We start from the raw sequence: 16,891 nt of genomic DNA, 5'->3' as shown, positions 1-16,891 counted from the left end.
GAGTCTTTCTTAATGAAAGACTCCCTTTCCTAGGAATTTAAGATAAAAGCCATTAACGACTTATCATCCTTAAAGTTCCAGTCAATAAAAATATCCCTGACGGATTTATGAAAAATGTCTTCAAACCTGCCATATCGGTGAAAGTAACTTTTCTCCAATTCATCTTTAGTGAACCGAAGTTCGTTTTCAAAACCCTTATCAATTAATGCTTTTTCTATTTGAACAAGAATACCTCTTCGTTCAATAAGAAAGATGGATGAGGAAATTGGGCAGGTAATCACTTTATCTGGTACTTTTTCTACCAGCAAGCTGATTCTGGCTACTTCCATTTCTACTCTTTGGATATCAATATCGGGTTTGATTCTCTGACCTGCTTCTGTATCTAAAACAAAAATAAGAATACCTGAGTTATTTGGAAAATTCCAATCATGGTAATATTCTTCCACTTCAACATCTAATGTAATTTGTATAACTCCTTTTATTTCATCCAGCAGGTGGTTAATAATCACGTTTCTTGCATGGTCGACATATTTGCTCTGTCCCTGCTGTAACAGAATATCCTCCATCGGTGATAAAAATCCACCTATATAAGTGACAAGATAATTATGAGATATTGTAGTTTGACAGTTGCGAGGGCCTCTGCCGAATTTTTTTCTTAACAACTTGCTTATGTAACTGCTAATATACTCTTCCTTTTTTACATCAATCAATATGCTTAACTCCTTCGTTTCCATAATTGGAAGGTGGCTGATATCCAATTAGTATGTACGAAAGCAAGCTTTATTAAAATAATGAAATAAAAAACACATTGTATTTTAGGAAGTCCTTCTTACAACATGTTTTTTTCAATTATTTCATTGTATATAACTTGTTAAAGATAAACACAAGATAATTTCTATTCTTTTTATAATCCCACATAATAAACATATCCTCAATCATACGATTAAAGAGGCATTCAAATAGCTCTTTGTTCCTCCAATAACCTTTTTTGATTTCCCACGCCTGATGGAGCAATAATTCCACATTCCCCTTTTCATAAACGATTCTCTCTAGTGGTAACAATACTTCTTTAGATTCAATCGCACAAATATTTTGTGTAAACTTTACAACTTTTAAGCTGGCCGGTTTTTTATAGTAACTTGACCTAACACTCTCTATTAAGGTGAAAAGATTACTTTCGAAACTGTTGTCTATATTCTCCTCATGGTCCGATTGAGAATTATCCAACAAAAGGATTCCGGTATTTCTATCATAATTCCAGTCATGAAAGAAAGAATCAAAAGATATTCCCAAAACCTTTGATACTTCCGGTAAGTATTCCTCGGTTACTGCATCGATTATTGCAGAACGAAAATCCATCGCCAATTCTACCTTTTTCTGTTTAATTAATACTTCCTCAGCCGGGGTAATAAAATTCCTCATATAGACGTAATACCTATCGCCTTTAAAAATAACATTACAGGTTTCTGGACCTTTTCCGAACCTGCGTTTAAGTAATTTACTTAAAGTACTGCTAAGATAGACCAGATTTTCTTGATTTGATTTAATATGTATTCCTCCTAACTAAATTAAAAATGGCCTAACTTCAAAAAGAAGTTAGGCCACGGTTCAGACGACTATAGTAATAGTTTCTTCCATTTACCAGACAGTTTACAAGTATTATTTTTATGTATAATATATGAATACAAAACTAATGACAGCAAGACATTAGACTCTCTTATTTTACCATTATTTTTACTATACTGCAATTATTTAGGTAGCGGTCGGTAATATCACTTCAATACAGGTCCCTTCTGTATTACTGATTATATTAATCCTCCCACGATGCTCCTCAATGATTTCATTGCTCACTTGCATTCCAAGACCCATCCCATTTTCCTTCGTTGTAAAAAATGGTTCATTTATCCGTTTTAATATCTCTGGGGGAATTCCACTTCCATGGTCAATAATTCGAATATGAACGCTTTCATTTAAATGAATGCCTTCCACAATTAGCTTCCCTCCCTCCTTCATTGCTTCAATTGCATTTTTTATATAGTTGATAAACACTTGTTTCATTTGGTTCTCGTCCCCTACTATCGTTACCTCTAAAGCATAGAAGTTTTTTATCACTTCGATATTTTTTAATAGCGTCTGCGACTCCATCAACGTTAGGACTTTGTCTAATAGAGAACGTATATCCAGCTTTTTATAATCAATTTTTGTTGGCTTTGCAAGAACCATTAGTTCCTTTAGAATCATTTCCACACGGTTAATCTCTGATTCCACAATTCTGAAGTACGTCTTTTCTCCTTTATGCTCGCCCATTATTAACTGCATGAAGCCCTTTATTGCGGTAATGGGATTACGAATTTCATGTGCAATCCCAGCGGCTAATTGACCTGCCGCTGCTCGCTTTTCCGTAAGTAACTGTCTTTCCCTCTTAATCAATGTTATATCTTTTAACACTACATAGTTCCCTACTACTTCATTATTAAAAAGAATGGGAAAGGTAGTTACATTAACATCAATCATACTTTCAGGTCTAATATTGATTTTTGAATCAAAATTCATTAGCTGTTCCCGTTGTTTTTCAACGAAGAAGGTTTGCGTTTCACTTAAAGCAGAAGAAATGAAGACTTCACTCAGTTTCTTTTTATTTAGTTCATTTCTAGAGCATTGCAAAAGCTCTTCACAGACCTCATTGACATAAATGATTTGACCAGCCATGTTTACTATAAAGAATGGATCTATTTCTTTTGATAGTACTGAGAAATCCTTATCGACATTCACATCTACATATATTTCAAGTAAGAAGTTTAATCGTTTCAGCTCATCCTTATCCATGTAATCCCTTCCCTCCTATTTTTGGATAAATAAAAAAAGCCAAAATAAGCGTAGTGTCCCTACGTCTTATTTTGGCTTAAATTCTAGCATCTACATATCTAGAAAATCATTACCGATTAATAATGAATGAATCTCAGAATTGAAAATGAATTGTAATTGGTAGATTAGAGCATATATCCCTATATCCACCTTTATTATATACTATTTTAACTAAATTTTCAAATAATAGGAATTTTTATCTATTTACGCTAATTTCCTTCTGAAACATAAACTTTTCAATATTGGAAACACTACTTTTAGTCTCTTCCAAAAAGGAGAAGAATTATGTTTAACTTTTTTAAAAATTCCGAGAAAGAAAGTTTAGACAAGATTTTGGCAAAATCTGCTGATTTTAAATGCCTTGAGTATTATAACAATAAATCAAACATCTCTTTTACTTTGAAATTCTTAGCCACTCTTGTTGATGAGAAAACAATTCAAGATAGTGTTCTACCCTATTTATTGGAAGGAAATTTCAAACAAATAGAAGATGTCAAACAAATCGTTCCCCTCCCTGATATTAAACTCTCAGAGGATATCTCGCAGATTGAAGATATGATATTTAACGGTTCAGTCCTATTAACGGTTAACGGTAAAGATAACAAGTTTTGCTTTTTGGGAGCAAAGAAGGAAATCGGTCGAAATATAAGCCTTCCAGAAGTTGAATTCAGTGTAATCGGACCTAAGGAATCCTTTGTAGAATCGCTAGATCAAAATCTAAATCTGATTAGAAAAAGAATCCCTGTTAAAGAACTGGTCATTGAAAAAAAAACGGTCGGAACACTTTCAAAGACAAAAGTAGCGATTCTTTATATAGATGGGATTACTAATACCGAGAATGTAAATACGGTCCGACAGCGAATTGAAGGTATTGAATTTGATGAGATTACAGATAGCTCTTATATCGTGCAAATTATTTCTGATAATCAAAATTCGCCATTTCCACAGCTTCTAGATACAGAGCGGCCAGACCGAATTTCTGCCATCCTGGCAGAAGGAAAAGTAGCAATTTTTGTCGATGGTTCACCACACGCATTAATTGGTCCTACTACACTAGTCGAATTTTTCAGCTCATTTGAGGATTATTATTTAAACTGGATTCTATCTTCCTTCTTCCGCTTGATTCGTCTATTTGCTGTTGTGTTTTCTATTCTGGTTACACCTGTATATGTAGCAACACTGAGTTATCATTATGAATTAATACCACAGGATCTAATGAGTACCTTAGTAGCTTCTCGAAGGGCTATTCCTTTCCCCCCTATTTTGGAAGCTTTATTTCTAGAATTAACGATTGAACTTTTACGAGAAGCCGGGGCTAGACTACCCACAAAGGTTGGTCAGACCATCGGTATCGTAGGCGGGATTGTTATTGGGACGGCTAGCGTTGAAGCTGGTCTCACGAGTAACATTCTATTAATTTTCATTGCATTAGCAGCACTTGCTTCCTTTACAACCCCTGTATACAGAATAGGTAACACGATTCGATTACTGCGCTTTCCCTTTTTACTTTTTGCGGAAGTTTGGGGACTTCTTGGAATAATAGTCTGCTTTTGTTTTTTATTGACCCATCTTATTCGTCTTACTTCATTAGGAAGGCCATATTTAGAGCCTTTGTACCCTCCTAGGATGCAAGACCTAAAGGATGCTTTTATACGGTTATCTTTTGATAAACAAAGAAAACGACCCTTCCTGCTGAATACAAAGGAACCCTACCGTTTTCCCAAAAAAGCTAAAAAGGAAAAGAAAGATATAGAAGATGAATAGAGGGACCATTATGAACGCTAACGTTCCAGACAGTAAAAAAATATCTCCTTTTCTCGTATTTTTTCTAATTCATACCATGCAGACAGGAGTAGGTATTCTGGGATTTCAAAGATTTATTGCTAAAACCGCAGGATATGATGCTTGGATGTCCATCATTCTATCGGGGTTAGTGGTCCATATACTTTTGTGGATGATGTTTAAAATGCTAAAAATAGCAAATGGCGATATGACTTCGATTCATACATTGATACTTGGAAAAAAAATCGGGAAAATCCTTAGCAGCCTTTTTATTCTTTACTTTAGTTTATATACCGTTACTATTCTTCGCAGCTATATAGAAGTGATTCAAGTATGGATGTTTCCGGAACTAAAAACTTTTTGGTTTGCCCTTGCGTTTCTAATATTAGTTATCTATATTGTGTTTGGTGGTTTTAGGACGGTAGCAGGAATTGCCTTTTTTTCAATCGTTTTGCCATTCTATATTGCGGTACTGTTTATTATTACCATTCAGTATTCTGACTTTACCAATCTCCTTCCCATTTTCGATCATTCAGTTAAGGAGATACTACTTGGTAGTCGTGATATGACATTTACCGTCTTAGGATTTGAAACCTTATTATTTTTTTATCCGTTTATACAAAATCCAGAAAAGAGTAAGAAGTGGGCTCACCTTGGTGCATTATACACAACAATGATTTGTATTTATTTGGCTATTCTAGCCTTTGGCTTTTTTTCGGAAGCACAATTACAAAAAAACCTATGGCCAACATTAACCATGTGGAAAATTATTAAATTACCATTCGTTGAACGCTTTGAATATATCGGCATTGCAAACTGGGGCATAGTGATATTACCCAATTTATGTATTTGTTTATGGTGTGCAAGTCGATTAGCTAAACGGATTTTTTCCATTCGTCAAAAAACTTCGATTCCGGTCATTGCAACACTTTGTTTAATAGCCACCAGTTTGCTATCAACAAGAGACCAAATTAATATCGTGACTGATTTTACTGCAAAGGTTGGTTTTTATTTCAATACCATTTACATTCCTTTATTGTTTGCAGGTACATTAATAGCAAAGAAGGTGAGAAATCGTGAGACGCACTCTTAAATTGATTGCTTCTGTTTTCCTAGCCTCCATTCTAAATGGCTGTGTCCAAAAAGAAGTATTAGATGATATTACGTTAATTGAAGGTATAGGCTTTGACTATATCGATAGCAAAAACATTCTTGGAACAATTGTTATCCCTGTTTACCTGCCTAAACAGGCACCTAAAAACATCACCTTCTCAGCAAAAGCTGAGATAAAAAAAAGTATGCTGCAGGATATTCAACGACAAACAGCTGACCCGCTAGTAACCGGAAGCCTTGCGGTGGTTTTATTTAGTAAGACATTAACTGAAAAAGTAGGAATTCTTCCATTGGTTGACCCCTTTCAGAGGGATCCCGGAGTGGGGTCCGGTCTCTATTTAGCTGTGGTGGATGGAGAAACAAAGGAATTACTTGGAGGCAACTATGGAATAAGAGGAAATGCCACTTATATTTCAAATCTGATGAACCATAATATTAAAAATGAAGATCTGCCACAAACAAATCTTCAATGGTTTCTTGCTGATTTTTATCAAGAGGGAAAAACACCTTTCATACCGCAGATAAAACAAATTGGAAAGGATAAATTAAAAATCACTGGGATTTCGCTTCTCAAATATGGAAAAATGGTTGATTTTATTGAAGCGGAGGATATGTTTTTTTTCAAGCTGCTAGTAGACAAATACAGCGAAGGCTTACACAGAGTTAAAATAGAAAGTGGTGAAGCAGCTGTCCGAAGCATTCGTTCTTCCCACAATTTTGAATTGACGAAAAGAAATCCAATGGAAATCACGATTCATATAAAAGTTGATGGAATCATCAATGAATTTACAGGTCAAGAGCTTACTCCAAAGAATATCCAAGAATTAAAACAACAATTCTCAAAGGACATTCAGAAAGAATCCCTTAAATTGGTACAGCGTTTTATAGGTAAACAAATAGACCCAATAGGAATAGGTCATTATGTAAAAACACAGACCAGAAATTTCGACTTCAATAATTGGCGAGAAAATCAATATAAAGATATTGTCGTAAAGATAAAACCGGATGTCAAAATCTCAGAATCGGGTGTAATAGAATAAAGAAAAAGCAAGTAGAATCGTCTAAAGTTAGACATAATCTACTTGCTTATAACACTTATACGATTCCAGTTAAAAGATATACAGCTATGATAAAGAACGCTGCAATTGTTTTAATAATCGTGATTGCAAAGATATCTCGGTAGGATTGCTTATGCGTCAACCCTGTAATGGCCAATAAGGTAATAACCGCCCCGTTATGCGGCAGTGTATCCATACCACCGGAAGCCATAGAGATGACACGGTGCATGACCTCGAGAGGAATATCAAATTGATTAGCTAGTTCAATGTATTTTTCTGACATCATCCCAAGCGTGATGGCAATACCGGCAGACGCTGATCCAGAGATAGCAGAAAGAATATTGGTGGTAACAGCCCCATTTAGCAATGGATGACCAAATACTTTGGCAATCCCATCTCTTGCGATAGAGAAACCAGGTAAATTTGAAATAACTGCTCCAAATCCATATTCTGTTGCTGAGTTCATAATAGCAAGCAACGCGCCTGCTACTCCGACTTTCATTCCATCTTTGAAATTCATCATAACTGGTTTACGGTTATAAAGAATCGTAGCGATAATACCGACTAAAAGTGCAATCTCAACCGACCAAATACCAATAACCTTTGAGGTTTCAATGCTAGGAAAACTCATTCCAATTGCTTCGAAGTCGAAACCATTTGGATACCATTTTGGAATTACCGTTGTTAATACTTTGTTTAAAACTGCTACTAATAGGACAGGAACAAAAGCAAAAATCTTTCGGCCGATACTTTCTTGTTCCTCTAAATTAATGGTTACTTCATTGTCATCCTTAATGGTACCAAAGCTGTCATAACCTTCCCCAGCTTTTTCTGCTTTAATACGGCGAGAGTTCAAATACCACATTCCAAGTATAAAGATAAAAATAGCTCCGATAATCCCAAGCGTAGGTGCAGCATAAAGATTTGTTTTAAAGAAGCTTGTTGGAATGACGTTTTGTACTTGCGGCGAACCAGGTAATGCATCCATTGTAAAAGTGAATGAACCAAGTGCAATTGTACCTGGAATTAAACGCTTTGGAATATTCGATTCTCTGAAAAGATGCGCAGCAAATGGATAAACTGCGAATGCTACCACCACTAAGCTAATTCCACTATAGGTTAAGATAGCGGCAAGTAAAACGATGGCTAACATTCCTCTTTTTTGACCAACAACTTGGACAATCGTAGAAGCAATTGTTTTGGCAAGTCCGGACATTTCTACTACCTTACCAAAAATCGCTCCTAATAAGAAGATTGGAAAATAAAGCTGTATGTACTCAACCATTTTCCCCATAAATACATTCGAGTAAAATGGTAGAATCCATCCTGGTTCGGTTAAAAGTACGGCAAATAGCGCACAAATAGGTGCAAAAATGATAACGGTGAATCCTCGATATGCGATAAACATCAGCATTCCGAGTGCTAATAGTATAATGACTAATTCCATGATATTTCTCCTCTACCCCTAGGATGCATAACTCTACATGAAGGACTACTTGAATAAATCTTAAAGCGTTTCCAAACCTATCAATTTGTTAGTGAAGCAAGATATCGAGTTCTCACTTCACTAAACTTTTAATTGTATTCTTGTCCCTCATTAAATCTACTAATCTATTTTCTATTAGCGATTCTTATTTTTAGCAATTTCCGCAGCAACTTCAACAATCATATCCTCTTGACCGCCAACCACTTTACGTTTGCCAAGTTCGATTAAAATATCACGAGAATCTACGCCATACTTTTGAGCCGCACGTTTTGAATGCAAGGCAAAGCTTGAGTAAACACCCGCATAGCCTAGTGTGAGGCTGTCTTTTGTAATTTCTTGCGGCACTGGTAATAATGGCGCAATGATGTCTTCGGCTAGATCCATCATTTTATATAAATCTACCCCAGTTTTAATTCCCATCCGTTCACAAACGGCTACTAATACTTCTGTTTGCGTGTTACCGGCACCGGCACCTAAGCAACGAACACTTCCGTCAATACGGGTAGCTCCTTCTTCAATTGCTACAAGTGTATTCGCCATCGCAAGCGATAAATTGTTATGAGCGTGGAAACCAATGTTGATGCCTACAGATTGCTTAAGCGCACGAATCCGTTCACGAACTTGACCTGGAAGCAGATATCCTGCTGAGTCTACAACATAGACTGTATCTGCACCATAGCTTTCCATTAACTTCGCTTGTTCCACTAATTTGTCAACTGGAGCCATATGGTTCATCATTAAGAATCCAACCGTTTCCATCCCCAGTTCTTTTGCATAAGCAATATGCTGTGGAGCCACATCCGCTTCTGTAACATGTGTTGCGATACGAGCCATCTTTGCTCCTAAATTAGCTGCTTCTTTCAAATCATGCAATGTGCCGATACCTGGCAATAAGAGGACGGCAACTTTGGACTTATCTGCAACAGAAACCGCTGCTTCAATTAATTCCATTTCATTTGTGTGTGAAAGTCCATATTGTAATGAAGAACCTGCTAAACCGTCACCATGAGACACTTCGATGAATGGAACGTTCGCATCATTCAATGCTTTCGCTACTTTTAGCACTTGATCTACGGTAAATTGGTGAGAGACTGCATGACTTCCATCTCGTAAGGCAACCTCAGTGATTAAAATATCTCTTTCGTTTGTCATTATTTTCCCCTTTCTACAGCTTAAACTGTTTCTTTCTTTAATAGATTTTTAGCAAACTCTTCAGCAATTTTCACACCAGCTGCTGTCATAATATCAAGGTTTCCTGAGTATTTAGGCAGGTAATCACCGGCTCCCTCAACTTGAATAAAGATGGTTACTTTATTTCCTTCAAAGATCGGTTCCGTACGGAGCTGATAGCCTGGAACATAGGATTGAACAACTTCTGTCATTTCAGCAATGGATTTTCTAATACCCTCTTCGTCCATTTTTCCTTCTTCTACAAGGGTATAAACGGTATCACGCATCATAATTGGAGGCTCAGCAGGGTTTAGTATCATGATTGCCTTCCCTTTTTTCGCTCCACCGACTACTTCAATCGCACGTGAAGTTGTTTCGGTAAATTCATCGATATTCGCACGAGTACCCGGGCCAGCACTTTTACTTGAAATGGTCGCAACGATTTCAGCATACTCTACTGGACTTACAGTGTTTACAGCATGAACCATTGGGATGGTTGCCTGTCCGCCACATGTAATCAAATTGATATTATCCTTTTCTAAATGCTCGTCAATATTAACAGCCGCACATACATATGGACCAACAGCTGCAGGAGTCATATCAATTACTTTAATCCCCGCTTCTTTTAACACCTTTGCATTATAAAGATGAGCTTTTGCAGAAGTTGCATCAAAAACGATATCCGCTTTTAGTTCAGGATCTGCTAGAAATCCATCAATCCCAGTCGCAACCCCTGCATATCCCATTTCCCTCGCACGGCGTAAACCGTCCGATTGCGGGTCAATCCCAATTACTGCGGTCAATTCTAAAATTTGCGAACGACCAAGCTTAATCATTAAATCTGTACCAATGTTACCTGAGCCAAGAACAGCAACTTTAACTTTTGACAAAATAATTCTCCTCCTAATGATTACTTTATTTTTGTATGTTTTTTTACTCTAGCTTCTTATTAAACGATATTACCTTTATAACCTAATGATTTTGAAATCTCAGATGCAGCCCTCTTAATCCCCGCTATGACTTTAGGAAGCATTTCTTCATCCAGTCTCATTTTAGGAGCTGCACAGCTAATTGAAGCGATTACATTTCCTTTATGATTGAAGATTGGTGCGGCGATACATTTCAGCCCTAACTCAATTTCTTCATCATCGACAGCATATCCAGTCTCTCGGACAGAAACTAAATGTTTCTTAATTTCATTCACATCTGTCATCGTGTACTCTGTAAATGCATTTAAACTTGCTTGTGATAACAGCCTATCCGCCTCATTTTCACTTAAATGGGCAAGTATTGCCTTCCCCACACCTGTACAGTGAACGGGCGCTCTTTTTCCAATATGGGAGTAAATTGTCAGAGCTCTTGGCCCTTCTACCTTTTCAATATAAACAACTTCATCACGCTGTAATGTAACTAAGTGAACGGTTTCATTTAATTCATTCGCCAAATCTCTAATAATAGGTCTTGCTATGTTTCCAATATCGAGATGTTTACCCACAAAGTTACCTAGTGTGAAAAGTTTAATCCCCAGCTTATACTTCAAATCCTCTGAGTTTTGCTGCAAGTAACCTCTATGTTCCAAAGTCTTGATAATTCCATGAACGGTGCTTTTTGATAAATTAAGCTTTTCGCTAATTTCCTTAACACTAAGTTCTGGATTTGTGGCCAAAAATAATTCAAGGACATCAGCTGCTCTTTCAATCGATTGAATCAAACGTTCAGACATCGTCTTCCTTCTTTCATTCGCCATTGTCGAACGGCGTTCGTAAATATTTAATCGATACATTTATCCTACCTCGCAACTACTAGTATGTCAATAAAATTGAATTCATTATTCTTAAAAAAGTCTCTGCATTTCTATCCCAAAATATAAAAAGAGCCCATTCTTATTAGAATGAGCTCTTTAGCGTTTAGAAAATATTAAATGACTTCAAACTGTTTAAAACCAGTTTGGTCTGGGATAAAATCCAGTTTTTTATTACGAAAATAATGACATTCGCCATTGTCGATGATGAAATTCAAGCCTTCTTTTACTATCTGACTATCATTTTCTTGAACAGATTCTTCTACTGTTACTTTCACCTTCATAAAACAACTTTTACGCATTTGTAATCGGATAAACTTAGCCGAATCTGATAATTCCAAGCGGTTTTGTATTTCAGATTTTGCTGCCTCTGTTACAATAAACACCGTATGCCCACCTTTCACTCTACAGATTGAAAAAACTACCCAGTAAATAAGAGATCCATTTGGTTTGGGGATGAATTCGAATATTTTCTAGTAAACCTTTAATAATTGCTCTGCCAAATGTTTGTTCATGCAGCTGCTCTTTTAATAAGACCAAAGATTCCTTTTCAACTGACTCGTCCATTTCTTCTATTGCTTGATTGATCAGAAGGAGAATCTGATCTTTTGTTAATTTCTCTAATCCTGGCTCCTCAAAAACCTCAATCAGCCCTTTTGAAATAAAAGGAACTGTGGAATTTCTTGCTAGGAGATTTGTTTTTTCCACTAATGAAGTCGACAACAAATCCAAATCTAATGGTACATTATAAAATAAAAATAGCTGGGAATACATACTCATAAAGCCCTTGATACAAAATACTAAATCATATTTTATCTCTTTTACTTTATCATCTCCATACAAATGCTCCACCATCGAAAGAATGGTTTTATCCATTAATCTGTCGTAATAACGCATTTTCACGATGAAATCCTGATTAAATGAACGAGACTGCTCCTTGATTAAGATTTTCCCAAAATCAGAATGCTTTTGAAATGAGTTGAATATCGCATAATAAAATTTATATAGAAGATTTTCTTCCTCTCTCTCACTTCTGACTAGATAGTCAATTTCAGAGGTAAATTGAATCATAAAGTGATCGATTATCTCGATGATTAATTCATCTTTCGACTTAAAAGATAGATAAAATGCACCTTTGGAAATGCCGCAATGTTCTGTTATTTGCTGGACAGATGTAGCCTCAAAACCCTGTTTAGCAAAGAGCTCGATTGCCTTTTCCATAATTAATTGTTTTTTCATCGTTTATTGTTCACTCCTAGGCTCAATCATTGACAGATGACCGGTTAGTCAGTATTATAAATAAATGGGTTAGATAAGTCAATTAAGGGTAGGTGTAAGTGTGAAAGGTTTAGTTAACTTTGTTCTAGGAAACAAACTAGCAGTATGGTTACTTACAATCATTATTACGGTATCTGGTATTTATTCAGGTACTAAAATGAATATGGAGACCATTCCAGATATTTCAATACCATACTTAATGGTAATGGACGTATATCCTGGGGCAACTCCAGAGCAAGTAATGGAAGATGTCTCCAAACCTTTAGAAAAAGCAATAGAAAACTTAAAAGGTGTAAAATCCGTTTATTCCAACTCAAATGCGAACATGGCTAGTATTCAAGTGGAATATGAATACGGTGAAGATATGGACGAAGCAAATCGCGCATTAAAATCTGCTTTAGAGGCCGTTAAGCTGCCAGAAAATGCACAAGAACCAATTATTACAGCCATTAGCATGAATATGATGCCGGTTATGGCACTTAGTATAAGCAGTACAACTGAGGATATCGTAGAATTAACATCCACCGTTGAAGACATTATTCTTCCAAAAATCGAGAAGATTGATGGTGTTGCCTCCGCAACCATTACTGGTCAACATATCGAAGAAGTTGAGTTAACGTATGACGAAGCAAAGATGGCTCAATATGGTTTAAAGGAAGATACTGTCAAACAAATGATCCAAGCAAGTGACCTAGCAGTTTCATTAGGTCTTTACGAATTTGAAGCGGGCGAACAAGCAGTAGCAATCGATGGAAAGTTCATGACCGCTGATGAATTAAAGGAAATGCTTATTCCTGTAACACCATCAGCAGAGCAGCCTTCTCCATTTGTGAAGCTTAGCGACATCGCTGAGATTAAAGTAGTTGGTAAAGTACAATCGATTTCACGTACAAATGGTGAAAATGCGATTGCCATTCAAATTGTTAAAGGCCAAGAAGCAAACACTGTAGATGTTGTAAACAGTGTGAAGGATTTAGTCGATGAACAAAAGGAAAAAATCGATGGTCTTGTCATCGATGTATCACTCGACCAAGGTGCACCAATCGAAGAATCGGTTAAAACGATGGTGGAAAAAGCACTATTTGGTGGTTTAATTGCCGTTTTAATTATTCTTTTATTCCTACGTGATATTAAATCAACCATTATATCAATCGTTTCGATTCCAGTTTCTATTTTCATGGCATTCTTGCTGCTTAATTGGATGGAGATTACGCTCAATATTATGACGCTCGGTGCCGTTACGGTTGCCATCGGCCGTGTAATCGATGACTCAATCGTAGTAGTTGAAAATATCTATCGACGCCTTCATTTAAAAGAAGAAAAATTAACAGGTCGTGCACTTGTTCGTGAAGCTACAATTGAAATGTTCAAACCAATCCTGTCATCAACATTAGTAACGGTTGCAGTATTTGCACCTCTTATCTTCGTTGGCGGTATGGTCGGTGAGCTATTCATGCCGTTCGCACTAACGATGACATTTGCTCTTGGTGCTTCATTAATTGTTGCGATTACCATCGTTCCTGCATTGTCACACTTCTTATTTAAGAAAAAATTATACAGCGAAAAAACTGAAAGCAGCCATAAAGAAGTTGGTAAGTTAGCGAACTGGTACAAAGGCATCCTAAGATGGACACTGAACCATAAAGTGATTACCTCCGTTATTGCGGTTGTGTTGTTAGCAGGCAGTTTGGCATTAACACCATTAATCGGTTTTAGCTTTATGGGCAGTGAAGAAGAAAAGGTTATGTACTTAACGTACACACCAAAAGCAGGTGAGCTAAAGGATGAAACATTAGCAAACGTTGAAGCAGTTGAAGAAGAAATGCTAAAACGTGGGGATATCGACATTGTTCAGATATCTATTACCGAAAGTGGAGATCCGATGGCTGCGATGATGGGCGGCGGCGGTGATGGTGCGCTAATGTACCTTATCTTTGACCCTGAAATGGAAAACTTCCCTGAAGTTCGTGAAGAAATTGAAGAATATGTGTTTAACATCGGACAATCCGGCGAATGGAAGAGTCAAAACTTCGCTGCTATGTCGATGTCAACAAATGAAGTTAGCTACACGTTCTACAGTGAAGATTTAGATAAACTAAATGAAGCTGTAAAAATGGTAGAAGGCGTTATGGGTAAAAATGACCGCTTAGAAGATGTTTCTTCAAGTGCTGAGGAAGCATACGTTGAGTATACATTCAAAGTAGAACAAGATGAATTACTGCAATATGGTTTAACAACTGGTCAAATCGTCATGATGTTAAACCCAACCAAAACACAAGATGTATTAACAACGGTTGAAAAGGATGGTAATGAATTAGAAGTTATCGTTCAGCAGGAACAAGCTGCTCAACCAAAATCTATTGACGATATTTTAGCAACACCAGTACCGACAGCACTTGGTACGACGATGCCGCTTTCAGAATTAGTAACAGTTGAAAAAGGCACAACGCTAAATACCCTTGCCCGCAGCAAAGGTGAATACTATGCAACAGTTTCAGGAAAAATTCTTGATGAGGATATTTCTAAAGCAACAGCTGAGGTAGATAAAGAAATAGATAAATTAGATTTACCGAAAGGTGTTACCATTGGTGTTGCCGGTGTTCAGGCAGATATGACGGAAACATTCACACAGCTTGGAATGGCTATGCTTGCGGCGATTGCAATTGTATACTTTATCCTAGTTGTAACCTTCCGTGAAGGTGTCGCACCGTTTGCCATCCTATTCTCATTACCATTTGCCGTTATCGGTTCATTTGTCGGTTTATTAATCGCAGGTGAAACCATTTCCGTATCTGTCATGATGGGTCTGTTGATGTTAATCGGTATCGTTGTGACGAATGCAATTGTACTCGTAGATAGAATTATTCATATGGAACGTGACGGTATGACGATGCGTGAAGCTGTACTAGAAGCTGGTGCAACCCGTCTGCGTCCAATCCTAATGACCGCTATTGCAACAATTGGTGCCTTAATCCCATTAGCCATTGGCTCAGGCGGCGGCGGATTAATCTCGAAGGGTCTTGGTATTACCGTAATCGGCGGTTTAGCAAGTTCAACATTATTAACACTAATTGTTGTCCCAATTGTCTATGAAGTGTTATCGAAGATGTTCAAGAAAAATCGTAAAGATATAGTAGAAGACTAACAAAAAACCCCTACAAGTCTTACAACTTGTAGGGGTTTTTTTCCATATCATTTCTGCTGTTTTCCTTTGCTAGACCAATTACATCCTTCAAGTCATCCTGTACGCTTTCCTTAGCTAGAGGGACATTTGAGCGATACGCTGCTCTGACAATAATATGTCCAGCCACAGGTGCAGTAAGAAATACAAAGAATATACCCAGAAATAAACGAATACTAAAAAATCCTTCTAGCACGAAAAAAAGGAAAGTTCCTACAAGCGTAAATAGAACGCCCATCGTTGACCCTTTTGAAAGTGCATGAGAACGGGTATATATATCAGGGAGACGAATTAATCCGACTGCACTTAAAAAGCTAAAGATGGTACCAATCAAAATCAATAAAACCGCAATGTGTTCACTCGGAATTATTACGCTCAATGACCACACCTCTTTCTATATATCTCGCAAAGGCAATTGTCCCGATAAAGGAAAGGATTCCAATTAATAAAATAACTTCAAAAAAACCAGTACTTCTTATAAATACCGAAAAAATAGCAACTCCAGAAATGATATTAATTCCTAATGCATCCAGCGCCTGAATTCGATCCGGCGCAGAAGGTCCTTTTACCAAACGAAATATAGTTGCAAAAATAGCAAAACTAAGAAATACTAATGAACAAATTAAAATCCCCTGTATCATGCCCGTGTCACCTTCTTTATAGCCTTTTCAAACTTAATTTTAGATTGGAGGGCTGCATTGCTTGATTCTGGGATATCCATTGCATGGATATAAAACTTCTTACTATTTGAAGAGACTTCAATTACCACAGACCCAGGGGTCAGGGTTAACAGAAGGGCTAGTAAGGTAACCTCCAGATCCCCTTCTAACTCAGTTTCCAAAGTAAAAATACCTGGAGTAATATTGATTTTTGGACGAAGTATCTGTCTAATCACTAATATACTTGATGTAAACAATTCATAAATAAACACAATAAAAAGTTGAAAGATAGCAAGTAATGTGACCAAATAGAATTTAGTAGGAAGATATCTGCGTAATATATAGAGCACCAATAAACCAAATAGGTAACCGCTAAAGAATGTTAATACACTCCAATCATCCTGAAGAAACATCCAGATTACACCAATTAATAAGTTAACTAATACTTGCATGGGCATTGGTATCACCCCTTTTCATTAATCAAAATAACACTTTTGA

At 36.8% G+C, this 16,891-nt stretch carries 16 protein-coding genes; 4 read left to right on the top strand and 12 right to left on the bottom strand.

Annotated elements, in window-relative coordinates:
• Positions 1–29: 29 nt before the first annotated feature.
• The 3 genes from M3189_RS19455 to M3189_RS19445 form a co-directional block, all read right to left on the bottom strand.
• A complete protein-coding gene (locus tag M3189_RS19455) occupies positions 30–710 on the bottom strand; it encodes a DUF2294 domain-containing protein (RefSeq protein ID WP_251636806.1) in 681 nt (226 codons plus the stop codon).
• Positions 711–849: 139 nt separating this feature from the next.
• Positions 850–1,527 (bottom strand): Na-translocating system protein MpsC family protein, encoded by a 678-nt coding sequence (locus M3189_RS19450; protein ID WP_251637094.1) that lies wholly within the window; start codon positions 1,525–1,527, stop codon positions 850–852.
• Between the two features lie 225 nt (positions 1,528–1,752).
• Positions 1,753–2,826, bottom strand: a complete 1,074-nt coding sequence (locus M3189_RS19445; RefSeq protein WP_251636804.1) for an ATP-binding protein — start codon at positions 2,824–2,826, stop codon at positions 1,753–1,755.
• 324 nt (positions 2,827–3,150) lie between these two features.
• On the opposite strand from M3189_RS19445, the gene M3189_RS19440 reads away from it, so the two are divergent.
• Genes M3189_RS19440 through M3189_RS19430 form a run of 3 tightly spaced genes read left to right on the top strand, consistent with a single transcriptional unit; the run spans position 3,151 to position 6,800 of the window.
• Positions 3,151–4,629: a spore germination protein gene (locus M3189_RS19440; protein ID WP_251636802.1), complete on the top strand. Its 1,479-nt coding sequence runs from the start codon at positions 3,151–3,153 to the stop codon at positions 4,627–4,629.
• 10 nt (positions 4,630–4,639) lie between these two features.
• Positions 4,640–5,740 (top strand): GerAB/ArcD/ProY family transporter, encoded by a 1,101-nt coding sequence (locus M3189_RS19435; protein ID WP_251636800.1) that lies wholly within the window; start codon positions 4,640–4,642, stop codon positions 5,738–5,740.
• Complete coding sequence (locus M3189_RS19430) at positions 5,724–6,800, top strand: Ger(x)C family spore germination protein (RefSeq protein WP_251636798.1); 1,077 nt, start codon at positions 5,724–5,726, stop codon at positions 6,798–6,800. The genes M3189_RS19435 and M3189_RS19430 overlap by 17 nt, the downstream gene beginning before the upstream one ends.
• 55 nt (positions 6,801–6,855) lie before the next feature.
• Here the strand turns inward: M3189_RS19430 and M3189_RS19425 are convergent, their stop codons facing one another.
• The 6 genes from M3189_RS19425 to M3189_RS19400 all read right to left on the bottom strand — a co-directional run bounded on the left by M3189_RS19425 (position 6,856) and on the right by M3189_RS19400 (position 12,514).
• Positions 6,856–8,265, bottom strand: coding sequence for a GntP family permease (locus M3189_RS19425; protein WP_251636796.1), 1,410 nt, complete (start codon positions 8,263–8,265; stop codon positions 6,856–6,858).
• A gap of 174 nt (positions 8,266–8,439) precedes the next feature.
• Positions 8,440–9,456, bottom strand: coding sequence for a 4-hydroxy-2-oxovalerate aldolase (gene dmpG, locus M3189_RS19420; protein WP_251636794.1), 1,017 nt, complete (start codon positions 9,454–9,456; stop codon positions 8,440–8,442).
• A gap of 20 nt (positions 9,457–9,476) precedes the next feature.
• On the bottom strand, positions 9,477–10,364 hold the full coding sequence (locus M3189_RS19415) for an acetaldehyde dehydrogenase (acetylating) (RefSeq protein ID WP_251636784.1): 888 nt from the start codon (positions 10,362–10,364) through the stop codon (positions 9,477–9,479).
• Between the two features lie 59 nt (positions 10,365–10,423).
• Complete coding sequence (locus tag M3189_RS19410; protein WP_353057456.1) at positions 10,424–11,257, bottom strand: IclR family transcriptional regulator; 834 nt, start codon at positions 11,255–11,257, stop codon at positions 10,424–10,426.
• Positions 11,258–11,391: 134 nt separating this feature from the next.
• Entirely contained in the window at positions 11,392–11,661 is a 270-nt protein-coding gene (locus tag M3189_RS19405) for an iron-sulfur cluster biosynthesis (protein WP_251636775.1), read from the bottom strand.
• A 19-nt stretch (positions 11,662–11,680) separates the two neighbouring features.
• The gene (locus tag M3189_RS19400) at positions 11,681–12,514 is read right to left on the bottom strand and encodes a TetR/AcrR family transcriptional regulator (protein WP_251636773.1); all 834 of its coding nucleotides are present in this window, start codon (positions 12,512–12,514) and stop codon (positions 11,681–11,683) included.
• Between the two features lie 100 nt (positions 12,515–12,614).
• Between M3189_RS19400 and M3189_RS19395 the strand changes: the two genes are divergently transcribed.
• The gene (locus M3189_RS19395) at positions 12,615–15,698 is read left to right on the top strand and encodes an efflux RND transporter permease subunit (RefSeq protein WP_251636771.1); all 3,084 of its coding nucleotides are present in this window, start codon (positions 12,615–12,617) and stop codon (positions 15,696–15,698) included.
• 19 nt (positions 15,699–15,717) lie between these two features.
• On the opposite strand, the gene mnhG is transcribed toward M3189_RS19395, so the two are convergent.
• The 3 genes from mnhG to M3189_RS19380 are packed head-to-tail and all read right to left on the bottom strand — an operon-like array spanning position 15,718 to position 16,851.
• Positions 15,718–16,113, bottom strand: a complete 396-nt coding sequence (mnhG, locus tag M3189_RS19390) for a monovalent cation/H(+) antiporter subunit G (RefSeq protein ID WP_251636769.1) — start codon at positions 16,111–16,113, stop codon at positions 15,718–15,720.
• Positions 16,091–16,375: a Na(+)/H(+) antiporter subunit F1 gene (locus M3189_RS19385; RefSeq protein ID WP_251636767.1), complete on the bottom strand. Its 285-nt coding sequence runs from the start codon at positions 16,373–16,375 to the stop codon at positions 16,091–16,093. Before M3189_RS19385 ends, mnhG begins: the two co-directional genes overlap by 23 nt.
• Complete coding sequence (locus tag M3189_RS19380) at positions 16,372–16,851, bottom strand: Na+/H+ antiporter subunit E (protein ID WP_251636758.1); 480 nt, start codon at positions 16,849–16,851, stop codon at positions 16,372–16,374. The genes M3189_RS19385 and M3189_RS19380 overlap by 4 nt, the downstream gene beginning before the upstream one ends.
• Between the last annotated feature and the right edge of the window lie 40 nt (positions 16,852–16,891).

It is taken from the genome of Neobacillus niacini, assembly GCF_023715415.1.
Classification (GTDB): Bacteria; Bacillota; Bacilli; order Bacillales; family Cytobacillaceae; genus Neobacillus; species Neobacillus niacini_C.
This window is presented reverse-complemented; position numbering and strand designations above follow the sequence as displayed.